Source organism: Haladaptatus sp. DJG-WS-42, assembly GCF_037198285.1.
Lineage (GTDB): Archaea > Halobacteriota > Halobacteria > Halobacteriales > Halococcaceae > QDMS2.
On record NZ_CP147243.1, the window covers coordinates 2022642 to 2038633 of the forward strand.

16 protein-coding genes are annotated in these 15992 nt (G+C 62.4%); 8 read left to right on the top strand and 8 right to left on the bottom strand.

The window, feature by feature from the left end:
- Positions 1 to 19: 19 nt before the first annotated feature.
- Together V5N47_RS10975 and V5N47_RS10980 are read left to right on the top strand one after the other, a co-directional pair.
- Positions 20 to 952 carry a DMT family transporter gene (locus tag V5N47_RS10975; RefSeq protein ID WP_338727516.1) on the top strand — a complete coding sequence of 311 codons (933 nt, stop codon included), beginning with the start codon at positions 20 to 22 and terminating at the stop codon, positions 950 to 952.
- A gap of 87 nt (positions 953 to 1039) precedes the next feature.
- Positions 1040 to 1477 carry an ester cyclase gene (locus V5N47_RS10980; protein ID WP_338727518.1) on the top strand — a complete coding sequence of 146 codons (438 nt, stop codon included), beginning with the start codon at positions 1040 to 1042 and terminating at the stop codon, positions 1475 to 1477.
- 15 nt (positions 1478 to 1492) lie between these two features.
- Here V5N47_RS10980 and V5N47_RS10985 read toward each other — a convergent pair whose 3' ends face one another.
- Positions 1493 to 1702 (bottom strand): hypothetical protein, encoded by a 210-nt coding sequence (locus V5N47_RS10985; protein WP_338727520.1) that lies wholly within the window; start codon positions 1700 to 1702, stop codon positions 1493 to 1495.
- 159 nt (positions 1703 to 1861) lie between these two features.
- Here V5N47_RS10985 and V5N47_RS10990 point away from each other — a divergent pair, with 159 nt between their 5' ends.
- From V5N47_RS10990 to V5N47_RS11010, 5 genes are all read left to right on the top strand, one after another.
- Complete coding sequence (locus V5N47_RS10990) at positions 1862 to 4177, top strand: cation-translocating P-type ATPase (protein ID WP_338727522.1); 2316 nt, start codon at positions 1862 to 1864, stop codon at positions 4175 to 4177.
- Between the two features lie 58 nt (positions 4178 to 4235).
- Positions 4236 to 5678: an amidase family protein gene (locus V5N47_RS10995; protein ID WP_338727524.1), complete on the top strand. Its 1443-nt coding sequence runs from the start codon at positions 4236 to 4238 to the stop codon at positions 5676 to 5678.
- A gap of 191 nt (positions 5679 to 5869) precedes the next feature.
- The gene (locus V5N47_RS11000) at positions 5870 to 6940 is read left to right on the top strand and encodes a metal ABC transporter substrate-binding protein (RefSeq protein WP_338727526.1); all 1071 of its coding nucleotides are present in this window, start codon (positions 5870 to 5872) and stop codon (positions 6938 to 6940) included.
- Entirely contained in the window at positions 6937 to 7680 is a 744-nt protein-coding gene (locus V5N47_RS11005) for a metal ABC transporter ATP-binding protein (protein ID WP_338727528.1), read from the top strand. Before V5N47_RS11000 ends, V5N47_RS11005 begins: the two co-directional genes overlap by 4 nt.
- On the top strand, positions 7677 to 8699 hold the full coding sequence (locus V5N47_RS11010) for a metal ABC transporter permease (protein WP_338727530.1): 1023 nt from the start codon (positions 7677 to 7679) through the stop codon (positions 8697 to 8699). The genes V5N47_RS11005 and V5N47_RS11010 overlap by 4 nt, the downstream gene beginning before the upstream one ends.
- 4 nt (positions 8700 to 8703) lie before the next feature.
- Here V5N47_RS11010 and V5N47_RS11015 read toward each other — a convergent pair whose 3' ends face one another.
- The 7 genes from V5N47_RS11015 to V5N47_RS11045 form a co-directional block, all read right to left on the bottom strand.
- A complete protein-coding gene (locus V5N47_RS11015) occupies positions 8704 to 9840 on the bottom strand; it encodes an ABC transporter permease (RefSeq protein ID WP_338727532.1) in 1137 nt (378 codons plus the stop codon).
- Positions 9833 to 10534: an ABC transporter ATP-binding protein gene (locus tag V5N47_RS11020; RefSeq protein WP_338727533.1), complete on the bottom strand. Its 702-nt coding sequence runs from the start codon at positions 10532 to 10534 to the stop codon at positions 9833 to 9835. Before V5N47_RS11020 ends, V5N47_RS11015 begins: the two co-directional genes overlap by 8 nt.
- Positions 10521 to 12005 carry a CARDB domain-containing protein gene (locus tag V5N47_RS11025; RefSeq protein ID WP_338727534.1) on the bottom strand — a complete coding sequence of 495 codons (1485 nt, stop codon included), beginning with the start codon at positions 12003 to 12005 and terminating at the stop codon, positions 10521 to 10523. Before V5N47_RS11025 ends, V5N47_RS11020 begins: the two co-directional genes overlap by 14 nt.
- Positions 12002 to 12631 (bottom strand): YIP1 family protein, encoded by a 630-nt coding sequence (locus V5N47_RS11030; protein ID WP_338727535.1) that lies wholly within the window; start codon positions 12629 to 12631, stop codon positions 12002 to 12004. Before V5N47_RS11030 ends, V5N47_RS11025 begins: the two co-directional genes overlap by 4 nt.
- 97 nt (positions 12632 to 12728) lie before the next feature.
- Positions 12729 to 13163: a thioesterase family protein gene (locus V5N47_RS11035; RefSeq protein ID WP_338727537.1), complete on the bottom strand. Its 435-nt coding sequence runs from the start codon at positions 13161 to 13163 to the stop codon at positions 12729 to 12731.
- A gap of 42 nt (positions 13164 to 13205) precedes the next feature.
- Positions 13206 to 14744 carry a (R)-citramalate synthase gene (locus V5N47_RS11040; RefSeq protein ID WP_338727538.1) on the bottom strand — a complete coding sequence of 513 codons (1539 nt, stop codon included), beginning with the start codon at positions 14742 to 14744 and terminating at the stop codon, positions 13206 to 13208.
- A 71-nt stretch (positions 14745 to 14815) separates the two neighbouring features.
- A complete protein-coding gene (locus V5N47_RS11045; protein WP_338727539.1) occupies positions 14816 to 15163 on the bottom strand; it encodes a DUF192 domain-containing protein in 348 nt (115 codons plus the stop codon).
- Between the two features lie 74 nt (positions 15164 to 15237).
- Here V5N47_RS11045 and V5N47_RS11050 point away from each other — a divergent pair, with 74 nt between their 5' ends.
- Positions 15238 to 15759, top strand: a complete 522-nt coding sequence (locus tag V5N47_RS11050; protein ID WP_338727540.1) for a hypothetical protein — start codon at positions 15238 to 15240, stop codon at positions 15757 to 15759.
- Positions 15760 to 15992: the final 233 nt, after the last annotated feature.

Below are 15992 nucleotides of genomic sequence, written 5' to 3' on the forward strand. Positions count from 1 at the left end.
TCCACCCAAAGTATCCGGTGTGAGCCGAAAGCAGACCGCTGCGCTGTTCGCCCTCCTTGGCCTGCTCTGGGGTGGGTCGTTCGTCGCAATCGAAATCGGCCTCGACTTTTTCCCGCCCATCCTGTTTGCGGCCCTTCGCTACTACCTCGCGGGAGCCATCATGCTCGGCTACGCGGCGCTCACGACTGACCGCTGGCTGCCACGCCGTCAGACTGAGTGGCTGATTGTGGGTATCTCGGGGACGTTTCTGATTGCCGGGCATCACGCCTTTTTGTACCTCGGCCAGCGCCACGTCTCGGGGGCGATTGCGGCGGTCATCATCAGCCTCGGCCCCGTGTTGACGACGGCGTTCGCGAGCGTGTTGCTCCCCAGTGAACGCCTCCGCCCGCTCGGCCTCGTGGGGCTTGCTTGCGGACTGCTCGGCGTCGCTATCATCGCCAATCCAGACCCGCAGAACCTTCTGACGGCGAACGTTCTCGGCATCGCCACGGTGTTCGTCGCTTCTGTCTGTTTTGCCCTCGGTGCGGTCCTCACGCGCCCGATTCGGTCTGACTTTCCCGTCCAGTCGGTGCAGTCGTGGGCGATGGTGCTCGGTGCGGCGTTGCTCCACGCCGTGTCCCTCGCGCGCGGTGAGTCGTTCGTGGCCATCGCGTGGACGCAAACGGCGATTCTCTCGCTTGCCTACCTCGCGGTTGGCTCCGGCGCGGTGGCGTTTTTCATCTACTTCGACCTGTTAGACCGGCTTGGCCCGGTTCAAATCAACCTGATTGGCTACCTCGAACCGGTGTGGGCGACGCTGCTTAGCTTCGCCCTGTTCGGGACGCTCATCGGCGCGCGAAGTGTCGTCGGGTTCGTCGCCATTTTCTGTGGCTTTGCGCTCGTAAAGCGCGAGGCGTTGCTTGCGGGCGTCGGTGCGGTCGTCTCCAGCGTGCGAACGAGAACCAATTCTTGATTCAAAAACGCCTGATAGTCCCCAATTTCTGGAAGTTGGTCAATGGCTATCGCCTCGCCAGTCGTCTGTATGACTGGTGGAAAACCCATGGCAGATACAAAAACTATCGAGATGAACAAAGACGTTGCCCGCAAATCGCTCGAAGCGCTCTGGGGGCAGGACTACGACACAATAGACGACCTCTGTGCCCCCGAATACGTTGGCCACGACGTGACTGTCGAGGGCGATATCATGGGGCCAGCGGGTGTAAAAGAGTACTTCAAAGCAATACACTCTGGACTGTCTGATACGTCGTACACTATCGACGACATCATCGCAGAGGGCGACCGCGTCGTCACGCGCGGGACGAGTCAGGGAACGCACTCAGGCGAATTAAACGGCATCCCGGCGACGAACAAGCGAGTCACCATCAGCGACGCCGTCGAGTTCCGCATCAAGGACGGCAAAGTCGTCGAGACGTGGGCGATTCCAGACGGACTCTCGCTCATGCAACAGGTCGGCATGCTCCCCGAACAGGGCAGCTAATCACCGTTTTTTGTACTAGCCGGGACGCTGCGCATCATCGACTTCCTTCCCGATGAAGCCGCTTTTGAACCCAACCCACGCGAGGACGCTCATGAACAGAATCGGTGGGAGAATCATGAAGCCCCAGAGCGGGTCGAGTCCCCAAAAGAGCAACAAGACGATGTCTGCGAGGCCCAACAACAGGAAGGGTAACACCGCGACTACGGCCTCAGTCGTCCGTTCCATATCTCGGATTCTACCTGCGAACGCAAAAGTCGCGCGTTTGCGATGGCTCGTCGCGCAACCAGCGTTAATAACTCAGGCTCGCTAATGTGGCGAATATTATTAAAATCTATGCTCAAAATGGCAGCTTGATTAATAAGTTGTGACCGCCAAAACCAGTCAATGATAGCGGATTCGCCGGCGGTCTCGGGCCACGGGCACTCTCGTCAACAGCTCTCGCTCTCCGTTCCCGAGATGGACTGTGCGTCGTGCGCCGGAAAGATTAGTAACGCCCTCGACGACGTCGCGGGCGTCGTCGAGTACGACCTCCACCCTACGACCGGGAAGGCAGAAGTCGTCTACGACCCCGACGAAACGACGAGCGACGCCGTCTTCGCGGCCTTCGACCGCGCAGGCTACGAGGTGACGAACTTAGCCGAAGCCACCCAACCCGCGAACGAAGACAGCCAGTCGGTCTGGCACTCAACCCGCGCAAAACAGACGGCGGTGAGCGGTGTCCTTCTCGCGGTCGCACTGCTCTTCGAGTTTCTCTTTGCGGGCGCGAACACCACCGTCGCAACCGTCCTCACGCGACCGTTTGTCGTCTCTGACCTGCTGTTTCTCGCGGCCATCGTCGTTGGCGGCCAAGTCATCGTCCGCAACGGCTACTACTCGGCGCGAAATCTAAACCTCGACATCGACTTCCTGATGAGCGTCGCCATCCTCGCCGCGACCGGCGTCACGCTCGCCATTCCGTCGGTTGAATTGTTCGTCGAGGCCGGGTCGCTCGCCGTCCTATTCAACGTCGCAGAACTGCTCGAACGGCGCTCTATCGAACGCGCTCGCACCTCGCTTGCAGAACTGTTCTCGCTCGCCCCTGAGACAGCGACCGTCAAACACGACGGGCACACCCACGAGCGGTCGGTACAGGAACTTGAAGTCGGTGACATCGTCGTCGTCCAGCCGGGTGCAAAGATTCCGACCGACGGCACGATTGTAGACGGCGAAAGTGCGGTCAACCAAGCGCCCATCACGGGCGAGAGCGTGCCCGTCGATAAGGCACCGGGCGACGAAGTGTACGCGGGGACGCTCAACGAGGCGGGCTACCTCGAAGTCGAGGTGACGGCTTCGGCCGACGACAACACCCTCGCGCGCATCATCGACCTCGTAGAGAGCGCACAGGAAAAACAGACCAAACGCGAGCAGTTCGTCGAACGGTTTGCGGGTTACTATACGCCTGTTGTGGTGACAGCGGCCCTCCTCACGGCGGCCGTCCCGCCGCTGCTCTTCGCCGCGCCGTGGGTCGAGTGGTTCGTCCGCGGGATTGCCCTGCTCGTCATCGCGTGTCCGTGTGCGTTCGTCATCTCGACGCCCGTGACGGTCGTGTCGGGAGTGACGAGTGCTGCGCGCAACGGCGTGCTCATCAAAGGCGGCAGCCACCTCGAAGCGATGGGTGAGGTCGAAACCGTCGCCTTCGACAAGACGGGGACGCTCACGATGGGCAAACTCTCTGTCACCGACGTGATTCCGCTCAACGGTAACACCGAAGCCGACGTGCTCGAATGTGCGCAGGGCGTCGAATCGCGCAGCGAACACCCCATCGCCTCGGCCATCACCGCCCACGCGGACATGGAGTACACCGCGGAAATCGAGGAGTTCGAGAGCCTCACCGGGAAGGGCGTGCGCGCAGACCTCGGCGGCGAAACCCACTACGCCGGAAAGCCCGCGCTGTTCGAGGACTTGGGCTTCGACTTGGCGCACGTCCACTTCACGACGAGCGCAGGCGGCCTCCCCGCAGAAACGAAGACACTGTGCGAACGCGACGGCTGTCTCGACCTCGTCACAGACACCATCCCGCGCCTGCAAGCACAGGGGAAAACCGTCGTCCTCGTCGGCACCGAAGACGATATCGAGGGCCTCATCGCCGTAGCCGACACCGTCCGCCCCGAGGCAAACGCCGTCGTCTCGGCGCTCAAAGGCCGCGGCGTCCGCACGGTGATGCTCACCGGCGACAACGAAGGCACGGCACAGGCGGTCGCAGAACAGGTGGGCGTAGACGAGTACCGAGCAAGCCTCCTGCCCGAAGAAAAAGTCGATGCCGTCGAAGAACTCCTCGCGGAGTACGAGTCGGTGGCGATGGTCGGTGATGGCATCAACGACGCGCCCGCACTCGCCACCGCGACAGTGGGTATCGCCATGGGTGCGGCAGGCTCCGCGACGGCCATCGAAACTGCGGACATCGCGCTCATGGCCGACGACATCTCTCGGCTGCCCTACCTCTACGACCTCTCCCACGAAGCGAATGGCGTCATCCGTCAGAACATCTGGGGCAGCCTCGCGGTCAAAGCGATACTCGCCGTTGGCATCCCCCTCGGGTTCGTCTCCGTCGTCGTCGCCGTACTCGCGGGCGACGTGGGCATGACGACGGTCGTCACTGGAAACGCGATGCGACTCTCGAGAATCGAACCGGATGACAGCGCGCTGAGCGAAGGCGTCTGAGTTCAGCGCCCTGCCGTCAAACCTACACTTTTTACACCGTGTGAGAAATCCACACAGTATGACTGACCTGTGTTTCACATCTGCGGCGTCGCTGGCTCGACAAATTCGCGCAGGCGACCGTTCGCCAGTCGAGGTGACAGACGCCTATCTCGCCCGTATCGAGGGGCGAAACGAGCGCACGAGCGCCTACGTCCACCTCGTCGGCGACGACGCGCGCGAGGCGGCCCGCGAAGCCGAACGTGCCGTCTCTCGCGGCGACGACATCGGAGCCCTTCACGGACTGCCTGTCGCCATCAAAGATTTGTTGGAGACGGCAGGCATCCAGACGACCTTCGGGTCGAAACCGCTCGCGGAGTACGTCCCTGACGAGGATGCACTCGAAGTCGCGCGCGTGAAACAGGCAGGTGGTATCGTCCTCGGCAAGACGAACACCTCCGAGTTCGGCCACGTCGCCATCACCGACAACGAGCTGTTCGGCACGTCGGGGACGCCCTACGCGCCTGACTACACGTCAGGTGGCTCGTCGGGCGGGAGCGCCGCGGCCGTCGCAGACGGACTGGCCCCGCTCGCGCTCGGCTCTGACGCGGGTGGCTCGATTCGTATTCCGGCGTCGTGCTGTGGCATCTTCGGCCTCAAACCCTCCTTCGGGCGCGTGCCACATCGGAGTCGGCCAGACGGGTTCATCGACGCATGGCCGTTCGTCCACTCCGGGCCGCTTACGCGAACCGTCGAAGACGCCGCACTCGCGATGGACGTGCTCGCCGGGCCAGACCCCGAAGACCCCTTCTCGCTCCCGGCGCACGAGGGGAGCTATCTGTCCGCGCTCGACAAACCTGTCTCCGACCTAAAGGTCGCCTACTCGCCCGACATGGAGGCGTTCACCGTCGCAGACAGCGTGCGCGCGATTGCCGACGAGACGGCCGAGAAATTCGAAGCAGCCGGAATGACGGTCGAGCGTGCAGACCCAGCGTTTGCCGAGTTCTGGGACGAAGTTGAAACCGCCGCACGCACCCTGTTTCAGGCGCGAGTGTCGTGGACGGTCGAACATTCAGAAGAGGCCTTTGGCGTCGACCTTGCCGAACACGGAGACGACTTGAGTCCGGCGTTCGGCGCGATGGCACACATCGGGAAGAAACACTCGATGCTGGCGCTCAGCGAGGCGAATGCGGTTCGGACGAAGGTGATCGATGCACTTGCCGACCTCTTTGCTGAGTACGACCTGCTTCTCACGCCGACGATGGGGACGCCGCCGTTCGAGCGCGGTATCTACGGTCCCGAGGAAATCGACGGCGATGAGATTGACCCGTACACGGGCTGGTATCTCACCCTCCCGTTCAACCTGACGGGTCACCCGGCGGCGTCGGTTCCGGCGGGCTCAGTCGATGGCAAGCCGGTCGGGATGCAGGTGGTGGGCCGTCGGCACGCAGACGACGTGGTGCTCGCGGCGTGTCGGGCGTTCGAGGAGGTCGCGCCGTGGCACGCCCACCGGCCGCCGAACTAATTGAAACTCCACGGATACATTTGGCTCGTTCATTCTTTCGCTGCTGTTAGCGGAGCTGTGCGTCACGAAACGTACCAATAGCCGAATTCAATTCCTTTTGGAAAGCTGTCACCACTCTCGATTTAGACGCGTCTAATCTTCCAATTAGACCAATAGTATTAAATATGCTCTACTATCTAACTCCGATAACAATGACTGATTCGCAGCGACGGACGACCGGACTGTTGACGCGCCGACAAGCTCTCGCTTCCGGAGCTGGACTACTGACAGCAGGACTCGCTGGCTGCACCTCGGGCGGGGCAACCGCTGGTGGCGGCGCTGATTCTGGCGACGATGACGGACCGGTCGTCGCGGCGTCGTTCTTCAGTTTCTTCGACTTCGCTCGGAAAATTGCCGCTGACACGCCGGTGCAGGTGAAAAATCTGGTTCCGACCGGGCTCCACGGCCACGGGTGGGAACCGAACGCGAGCGTCACGAAAGACATCATCGAAGCGGACGTCTTCCTCAACGTCGGCGAAAACTTCCAGCCGTGGGCCGACCGCGCGATTCAGACGCTCAAAGACGACAACGTCGAGACGGCGCTCATCAACGCCCGCGAAGGCGTCGAACTCGTGGACCTCGCCGCCAGCTTAGACCCCGAAGAAGAGGGCGTCGGCCAAGGCCGCGGGCAAGACCCGCACTTTTGGCTCGACCCACAACGGGCGAAAACGTCGGTCGATAACATCCGGGATGGCTTCGTCGAGAACTTCCCCGACCACGAAGACACCTTCACCGAGAACGCAGAGACGTACAAAACCGACGTGCTCGACCGCATCGATGCCGACTACCAAGCTGTCTTCGACGCCGCAGAGCGCAAAGTCGTCCAGTTGGCGGCACACAACGCCTTCCAGTACATCGGCGTGCGCTACGGCGTCGAGATGCGCCCGCTCGTCGTGAACCTCGCCGCGAGTGGCGACGTGAAACCGAGCGACATCACGGAAGCGAAAGACGTCATCGAGGAACACGACATCAAGTACATCGGCGCGGGCGTCTTCGAGACGCGAAAGCCCGCAGAGCAACTGCTCGCTGAGACGCCGGTCGAAGCCTACTACCCGGTCACGCCATACGCGGGCGTCCGCGAGGACTGGGTCGCAGAGAACTGGGGCTACGAGGAAATCGCGTACAACATCAACATGCCCACCTTCGAAGTCGTCCTCGGGAACAAAACGCCCGCAGAAGTCGGCCTCGACGGGTGGAACGACGAATGGAGGAATTTCGAATGAGCGGGGAAACTCCGGTCATCGACCTCACGGACGTGTCGTTTGGCTACACCACAACGCCCGTGGTCGAAGACATCTCACTCCGGATTGATTCGGGCGAGTACGTTGCTGTGGTCGGCCCGAACGGCTCCGGCAAATCGACGCTGATGAAGCTCATGCTCGGATTGCTCCAACCCGACGCGGGCAGTGCGCGACTGTTCGGCCAGCCGTCTCACGCCTTTGACGACGGCGCACGAATTGGCTATGTCGCCCAGCACGCGAGTGCCTCAAAGGAGATGCCAATCACGGTGCGCGAGGTCGTGAAGATGGGCCGTTTCCCGCACGTCGGCGTTGGCCGACTTTCACAGGAAGATTGGGACATCGTCGACCGGGCGCTCGACACCGTCGGGATGACCGCGTTCGCAAACCGGCGCGTGACGCAGTTGTCGGGCGGGCAGCGCCAGCGGGCGTTCATCGCACGAGCGCTCGCCGGGGAAGCCGACCTGCTCGTCTTAGACGAGCCAACCGTCGGGGTTGACGCGGAGTCGGTCGAAGCGTTTTACGACCTTCTCTCTGCGCTAAACGAACAAGGCATCACCATCCTGCTTATCGAACACGACCTCGGCGCGGTGACCGAGCACGCCGCTCGCGTGGTCTGTCTCAACCGGGGCATCTACTTCGACGGCCCGACCGACGAATTCATAGAGAGCAACGCGCTCGGGCGGGCGTTTGGCACCGCCACTGCAATTGGAGGGGTTCAATGATACCGCTCGACGTGCTTTTGCAGGCAAGTCCGCTCGACCCCGTCTTGTCGCCGCTCTACGTGCTGCTCGACCTCTGGTACTGGCTGCTCACCCAGCTGTACCACATGACCGGCCTCGAACTCATCAGCCCCGACTACAAATTCATGCACCGGGCCATCCTCGTTGGCCTCTGTATTGGCGTGATGGCCCCGCTCATCGGGACGTTCCTCGTCCACCGCCAACTCGCGTTGATTGGGGACGCGCTCGCCCACACCGCCTTTGCGGGCGTTGCGATTGGGCTGTTCTTGAACGCCGTGCTCAATCTCGGCGTCTCGCCGTACCTCACGGCGGTCGTCGTCGCCATCCTCGCCGCGTTGCTCATCGAACTCATCTCTGAGGCGACCGACGCCTACAACGACGTATCGATGGCAATCGTCCTCTCGACCGGGTTCGCGCTCGGGTCGGTGCTCATCAGCATCAACGCGGGCGGCCTCGCGGTCGGCGTCAATCAGTTCCTCTTCGGGAACCTCTCGACCGTTTCCGCTGAGAACGCCGCCATCTTGCTCGTGTTGTTCGCCATCATCGTCGGCACGGTTGCGCTGTTTCGCAACCAACTGCTGTACGTCACCTTCGACGAGACGGCCGCGGCCGTCTCCGGCCTGTCAGTTTCGTGGTTCAACCGCGTGATGGTTATGCTCACCGCGATGGTCGTCGTCGGCGCGATGCAGATTATGGGCGTCATTCTCGTCGCCGCGATGCTCGTCGTCCCGGTTGCCGGGGCAACGCAGGTGTCACGGAGCTTCTCCGAGTCGTTGGTCGTCTCGGTCGTGCTCGCACAACTCGCCGTCTTGCTCGGCATCGGGGTTTCCTACTACGGCGGGGCGACCGCTGGTGGCGTCATCGTGCTCGTCGCCGTTGCGCTCTACATCGGTGCCGTCGCGATTGGCAAACTCCAGACGCGGTTTACGGAAGACACCGTGCCGGAACTTGGCAGTATCACCACCACGAAAAAGAAAACCGTCGAATCGGATTCGGACTGATTTTTCACCCGCGGAGTGCGTCCACGGGATTCAGATTCGCCGCGCGCCACGCCGGGTAGAGGCCCGACAGTAAACTCGCCCCGAGCGCGAAGCCGTAGGCTTGGGCGATGAACACGAAGTTCGCCATCGTGAACACCCCCCACGGGTCGCCGAGGATGAACTGGCTCACCGCCATCCCTGCGACAATCGACAACAGGATGCCGACAACTCCGCCGAGAATCCCGAGCAACAGCGCCTCGACGAGGATGATGCCGAGAATCTCGACCTTTTGTACCCCAACCGCGCGTAGCACGCCGATTTCGGTGCGGCGCTCGATGGTACTCATGAGCATCACGTTCAGGATGCTCACGCCTGCGACGACGAGCGAAATGGCGCCAATCGCAATCAGGAACGACCCGATGGCGTCGAACGCTTGGGTGATCTGGTCTGAGATGTCCGCGAGTTCGAACACCTCATAGCGGGTGTCGCGGTCGTTCAACTCGCGGATGGCGTCTGCGGTGGCGTTGGCTTCGAGGCCCGACCCCGCATCGACGACGATTTGGTCGTACTCACGGGCGGGAAACTCACCGATTGGGAGGACAACGGCGTTGCTCGCAGAGGTTGGTGAGAACGCTTGGCTTGCCGCGAGAATCGCACTCACGCGGTAGCTCTTCCCATCAACCATGATGCTGTTGCCAACGCGCACGCCGAGATTTTCCGCGAGATTCGTGCCGATGAGCGCGCCGCTTCGCAGCGTTGGCGGGAGCGTGCCGGATTCTGCTTCATAGAGGTCGCCCGGCCGCGACACGCCAAAGATTTGAACCACCTGTCGTTCGTTGCTGAACTCAACCACCCCCTGTCCCTGTGCAATCGGTGTGACGGTCGCACCGGGAGCGGCCCGTTCGATGTTCTGGACGTCGCGGTCGGTGAGTGCGCTCACGCCTTCGTCAAACGCGGGTGAGACGATGATTTCGCTCCCGATGTCGCCGAGCGAATCGGTGACGCTCACCTGCAGTGTGTTGCCGAAGATGCCGAGTGAGGCAATCGCGAGGACGCCAATGACGATGCCGAGCATGGCAAGCGCAGAACGCACCTTGTTGCGCGTCAGGTTGCGCCGCGCCATCATTATCGACGGGAAACGCCGGTAGAGCGGCTCAAGCATCGTGTTCCTCCTCGGCCAGCGCGTCGTCGCCGTCGATGACGCCGTCTACGATGTTGACCCGGCGGTCTGCGTAGGCTGCCACGTTCGGGTCGTGGGTGACCGCGATGATGCCAACGCCTTCGTCGCAGATTTCCCGCAGGCGGTCTAAAATCTCCTTTCCGGTTTTCTGGTCTAAGTTCCCCGTTGGCTCGTCTGCGAGCAGGACTTGGGGTTCGTTCACGAGCGACCGCGCGATGGCGACGCGCTGTTGTTGCCCCCCGGAGAGTTCTTTGGGGAGGTGGTCTAATCGGTCGCCAAGGCCGAAGCTGGTGAGCAGTTCAATGGCTTTCTCGCGGCCCTTTTTGTTTCCCGCGCCGCCGAACAGCGTCGGGAGTTCGACGTTCTCGGTCGCGGTGAGCGACGGGATGAGGTAGAAGTCTTGGAAGATGAAGCCAATTGCTCCCTGTCGAGCGTTGGTGCGCTCGCGGTCTGAGAGCGTGGTCACGTCTTCGCCGCGAAGCAACACCGTGCCTTCGCTTGGCTCGTCGAGCAGGCCAATCATGTTGAGCATGGTCGATTTCCCGGAGCCACTTGGCCCCATCACCGCGACGAACTCGCCGGATTCGATGGCGAAATCCACGCCCTTGAGGACGGTGAGCGTCTCGCCGCCGAGCTCGTAGCGCTTGACCACGTCGCGCAGTTCAACGAGTGCCATTGCGTGAGTTGCGCCAAGCGTAGCCGATGACGCCGACCACGAGCAAGACGACGACCAGCCCGCCGATGATGAGCGGGAGGCTGAAGCCGCCGTCGTCTTGTGGAGCGGACGCGGGCTGGGACTCTTCGATGCGAACCTGCACCGTCTCTGTGCGCTCTTCGCCGCCCGCACGGTAGGTGACGCTCACGGGGACGGCGGTCGCGTTGTCGTTGACCTCGGCGTAGAGGTCGAACACAACGAAGTCACTCTGTGGAACCGTGCCAACGAAGTACTCTTTGAACGGTTGGGCGGGCGTCACGCCGTCTGCGGGGACGACCCGGACGACGACGCTCTCTGCGGTGCCTTGGCCGATGTTACTCGCACTCCCGGTGATGTGGAGTTTCCCGTCTTCGAACTCGGTGTTGATGCCGGTGAGCGACACCACGCCAACGCGTGGCGTGTAACGGAGCGATGTTTGACTCGTTCCTTCGATGGTTCCCATGTCGTAGCTGGCCGTGATGACGAGGTCGGCCGGGTCGGTCACCCCAGAGAGGTTGAGGCGGGCAACGCCGGTGCTGTCTGCGTCAATCTCCGAGATGAGTGTGCGTGCGACTGGCACGCCGTCGACCGTGGCCGTGACGACGACGCTGTCGATGGCGGCGTTACCGAGGTTGAGCACTTCAACGGAGATCGGCGGCGTGACGGTGGTGTCCGTCTCTGGGAGGGTCACGACGCTCGCTTCGACCACGACGTTCTCATTGAGCGACTCGATTGTCACGTCGCGGGTCGTCGTGACAGAGCGCCGGTTGTTCGCCGTCGCGTAGTCGAGTCGCGCGTCGATGGCTGTGCGACCCGGGTCTTGGCTTTCAACGGTGAAGTTGAACGTTGTGAGCGTGCCGGGCTCGAGCCGCGGCAGCACTCGCGCGTCGTCTTCGACGGTGATGTCGTCACCCGAAACCGAGAGGTCGAGGTCACGCAGTGTGGCTTCCCCGCCGTTCGAGACGCGAACCGTCACGACGCTTTCGGTGTTCGAGACGAGGGTTTCAGAGAGAATCTGGACGCGCGGGACTGTCCCCGCGGCCTCCTGTGAGCGCACGTCGATGGTCACGGGGTAGCGAACCGTATCGCTCGACCCGTTCACACTCCGGCCGCGCACTTCGAGTTCGAGGCGTTTGACGCCCGCTTCGTCGAACGTCGTCGTCAGCGGGACGCTCAGACTTTCACCGGGAGAAATCGTGCCGACATTCTGGACTTCGTCGTACTCCGTATTTCCGGTGCGAGCGACCAACTCGATCGACCGCACTTCGAACGCTTGCTGACTGCCCGCAGAGTTGCGGATGGTCGCCGTTACCGTCACGAGGTCGCCAACGGCAGGCGATTCCGGCGTGATGGTCGTGCCCGTGACCGAAATGAACGCGTCTTCTTGCGCGAAGACGGTCATCGGTGTGAGCAACGAGAACACGATGAGTGCCGCGACGAGGGGCGCTTTCATGGCGTGAACACCTGTCCGAACACCGCGAGGGCGATGTTGATGCCGACGGGAATCGCAACGGTGTACAGCCCCTGTCTAAAGCTGAGGTTTCGTGCGTGTTTCACGGCAAACGCCCAGAGGAACGCACTCCAGAGCGTGAACACGATGCCGACGGCCGACGCGAGTCGGAGCGTCGAACTCTGAGTCACGGCGACCGAATACGCCTGAATGGCCTCCGGCGACGTTGGTGCGGGAATCCCTTGCAGCGCGAAGTACATCGCACCGATGCCGAGCAACCCACCGAAGATGGAGGGGAGAAAACCCCAGCCAGTCAGTGCGAGCGTTTTCGTGAACTTTCCCTCTCCATCGAACACGATGGAGATGACGTGAAACAGGATGGCGAACACGAACCAGATGACGAACTGCGCGACAAGCGCGCCGCCAATCCCGAACGCGTATGCGAGAATCGCTACTGCCTGGCCACCTTCGGCGGGGAATGCGGAAACGATGCGAGAGAGCAAGAGGTACGACGTGATAGCACTCAAAACCCCCGCACCTAATATGATTCCAGCGGCCCCCAACAACCGCGGTGACTCGGCCTCCTCCCGGAAGAACGCATCCGGGTTCGTAATAAGGTCGAGAATCATCACCTCATGTTAGTTTCGAGAGGAGTTAACTGTACCAGGGGTACGGTATATCACACAACTCATCATGTGTTTATTTGAGTTTCAGCCCACCCGCTTGCTACTTCATCTCCGGTGGTGTCTCTTGGAACTTCAACAGTGCCTCCCGGAAATCGTCGGGAACGCGACACGGTTCGCCAGTCTCTGTGTCTACCGCAACATAGGTGACGTGCCCCGAAGCGAGCAGTGCGTCGTCTGCCTTTCTGCGCGCTCGATAGGCGAAGGTGAGGCTTTTCGTTCCAATCGTCTCTGCGCGCATCGCGTTCACGAGCACGTCATCGAACTCCGCTGAGGCGTGGTAATCCAAATCGACGTGGACGACGTGGACGTCCCAGCCGCGAGCTTCGAAGGTGTCGTAGCCGTAGTCAAATTTGCGCAAGAAGGCGTTGAACGTCTCGTCTTGGAAGGTGACGTAATTGCCATAGAACACAATCCCCTGCATGTCCGTTTCTGCAAACCGTACCCGGTTTTCGAACACGTCGTAGTACTCAGCCATTGCTCACCGTGGGGTGGCACACACAAAGAAAGTATGTCGGGGTTAGTCGTCCGCGATAACGTGTGTCGATTCGGCCGCAAGCAGGCGGTCTAACGCATCGACCATCGCGTTCACGCTCGCGCGCGTGATGTCCGCTTCACTGGAGGCGACCGTGACGTGGCGGCCATCGCGGGACATCTCGACTTCGACGGTCACGACGGCGTCGGTGCCGCCCGTAATCGCATCGACGTGATAGCTGTCGAGTTGGGCGTCTGCGGCCGGGCCGAGCGCCGAGCGCACCGCAGAGACGGCGGCATCGACTGGGCCGCTGCCCGTGCCCGAGGCGACGCGTTCTTCGCCATCGACGAGCAGACGGACGCTCGCGGTGGGCGTGCCACCACCCGAGGCGGCAGTGAGACCGAGCAACTCGACGCGGCGGTCGCGTTCGCGCTGCTGGACTTCCTCTGCAATCGTGAGCAGGTCTGCGTCGGTGACGCGCTTGCCGCGGTCGCCGAGTTCTTTCACCCGAGAGACGACCGTCCCCAGTTCCTCGGGGGAGACCGAAACGCCGTGTTCGTCGAGTGCGGCTTTGACGCCCGCGCGCCCGGCGTGCTTGCCGAGGACGAGACGCCGCTCCCGACCCACCTTTTCTGGCGGGTAGGGCTCGTACATCGCGTCGTCTTTGAGCGTGCCGTCGGTGTGGATGCCGCTCTCGTGGCTGAAGGCGTTCTCGCCGACGACGGCCTTGTTCGGCGCGAGCGGGATGCCCGTCGCCGTAGCCACGGTCTGGGCGAGTTTGAACAGGCGCGTCGTATCGACCGTCTCGATGCCGTAGCCGTGGTCGAGCGCGATTGCGACTTCTTCGAGCGCGACGTTGCCCGCGCGCTCACCGATACCGTTTACGGTGGCGTGGATGAGGTCTGCGCCGGCGCGCACGCTTGCGAGGGCGTTCGAGACGGCGAGGCCCAAGTCGTCGTGGGTGTGGGTGCTCGTTGGCCCCAGCGCGGCAAGCCGCGAGACGGCCTCGTAGGTGTGTTCGGGCGTCGCGTGCCCGACCGTATCGCAGTAGCAGACGCGGTCTGCGCCTGCGTCGAGCGCCGCGCCAAGCAGTCGTTCGAGGTAATCGAGGTCGGCGCGCGAGCCGTCTTCGCCGAGGACTTCGACCCAAAGGCCGTGGTCGCGGGCGTACTCCACGAGCGAGGTGGTCTTTTCGACCACACCGTCGCGGGTCGTCCCGACTTTTGTTTCGATGTGACGGTCGCTCGACGGCACGACGAGGTGGACGCCATCGACGCCGCAGTCGAGCGCGAGGTCGATGTCGCCTTGGACGCCGCGGGCGAAACTCGTGACCTTCGCGTCGAGTCCGAGCGAGGCCACGCGCGAGATGGTCTCGCGTTCGCCCGCGCCGGTGCAGGCGCTGCCTGCTTCGATGACCGAGACCCGTGCCCGGTCGAGTTCACGGGCAATCTGGGCCTTCTGGTCTGGGGTGAGCGAGACGCCTGGCGCTTGCTCACCGTCGCGGAGCGTTGTATCTACGAACTGTACAGAAACCGGGTCAGAGGTGGGATGTGATTCGGGAGGAGACCCGAATAAAACGGTCACTGGTCATGATAGCCATTCTCAGGGAACGCCTCTACGAACTTAAAGTGGGCCTATGTGGCAGATGTTGCTGCTCACTCGACGAGGGCGATACGGTCACCGACTTCGACACCCGCTGCATTCCCAGCGGGCAGTTCGAGTATCAAATCTGCGGACGCCGCGCCGTATCCGAGCCACGGGCGGAGGGTTTTCACCGCCACCACCTCGCCGTCTCGCGCCCAAATCACGTCGATGGGGAAGAACACGCAGACCATGTGGATGTCGCGGCGTTTCGCCTTTCCGAAGCGAAAGGCGAGCGCGTAGTCGTCGGGAATCGAGCGCCGGAACATGAGGCCACGGCCTTGCTGGAGGAGGCTGTCGGCCGTGTCTACCTGCGTTGCGAGGAGTTGCTGCCCGGAACCAGTGTCGTGAACGAGACGCACACCCACACCTCTCCCGGCGAGTGGAAAAGTGGTTCGGGAGTCAACTTGAAATTCGAGGGCGAACGAGGTGTGGTATGGAGAAGACGCCGCAGGGCACGTCGGTCGGGGTGGACGACCCCTACGCCCACGTCTCGCGGTGTGACCACCTCACCGACGACGGGCGGTGTCGCTACGCCTTTCACTACGCCGGAAACGACCCCGCATTCGCCGCAGCGCGGCGCGCAGACGAGTTTCAGTGTCCGGTCGGTGACCCCGATAGTGGCTGGGAGTGGCGCGACTGCCCCCACTTTCGCTCGACCGAGCACAACCGCGAGTGCGCTCGCTGTGGCTTAGCAGAGCGCCTGAACACGCACACCGGCGACCGCCCGTTGCTCGAAGAACACCATCTGTCATACGCCGACCGGGACGCCGGAACCCACGAAATCACGGTGTTTCTCTGTCGGTGGTGTCACGCGAAAATCCACACCTCCTTTGCGCGAATCGACGACGACGCCAGCCCCGGCCCGGAGGCGCTCGCCGAGGCCGAAACGCGCCGCGGCCACGAGCTAGACGAATTCGGATTCGAGCCCGCGAGCAAACGACGAGAAAGAGAGTAGGTAGCTGCTGTTCGACCAGTAGGTGAGTTTCGTGGCGGCGAGCACTTCTGTGAGAAACCGACTCTTGTTACCGTCGCTTGTTCGGCTGAGCAAGTGCGAACTCCAGAACTCCTTGGGCGCGCGTGTTGGCCGTTTGGAGTGCGTCGTCCGGCCACGCTTCGGGATGAAACCTGCACCTGACTCTGCGCCACGTTTCGATACCACCGCTCCTCATTCGCACCCGTTTTCGCCCA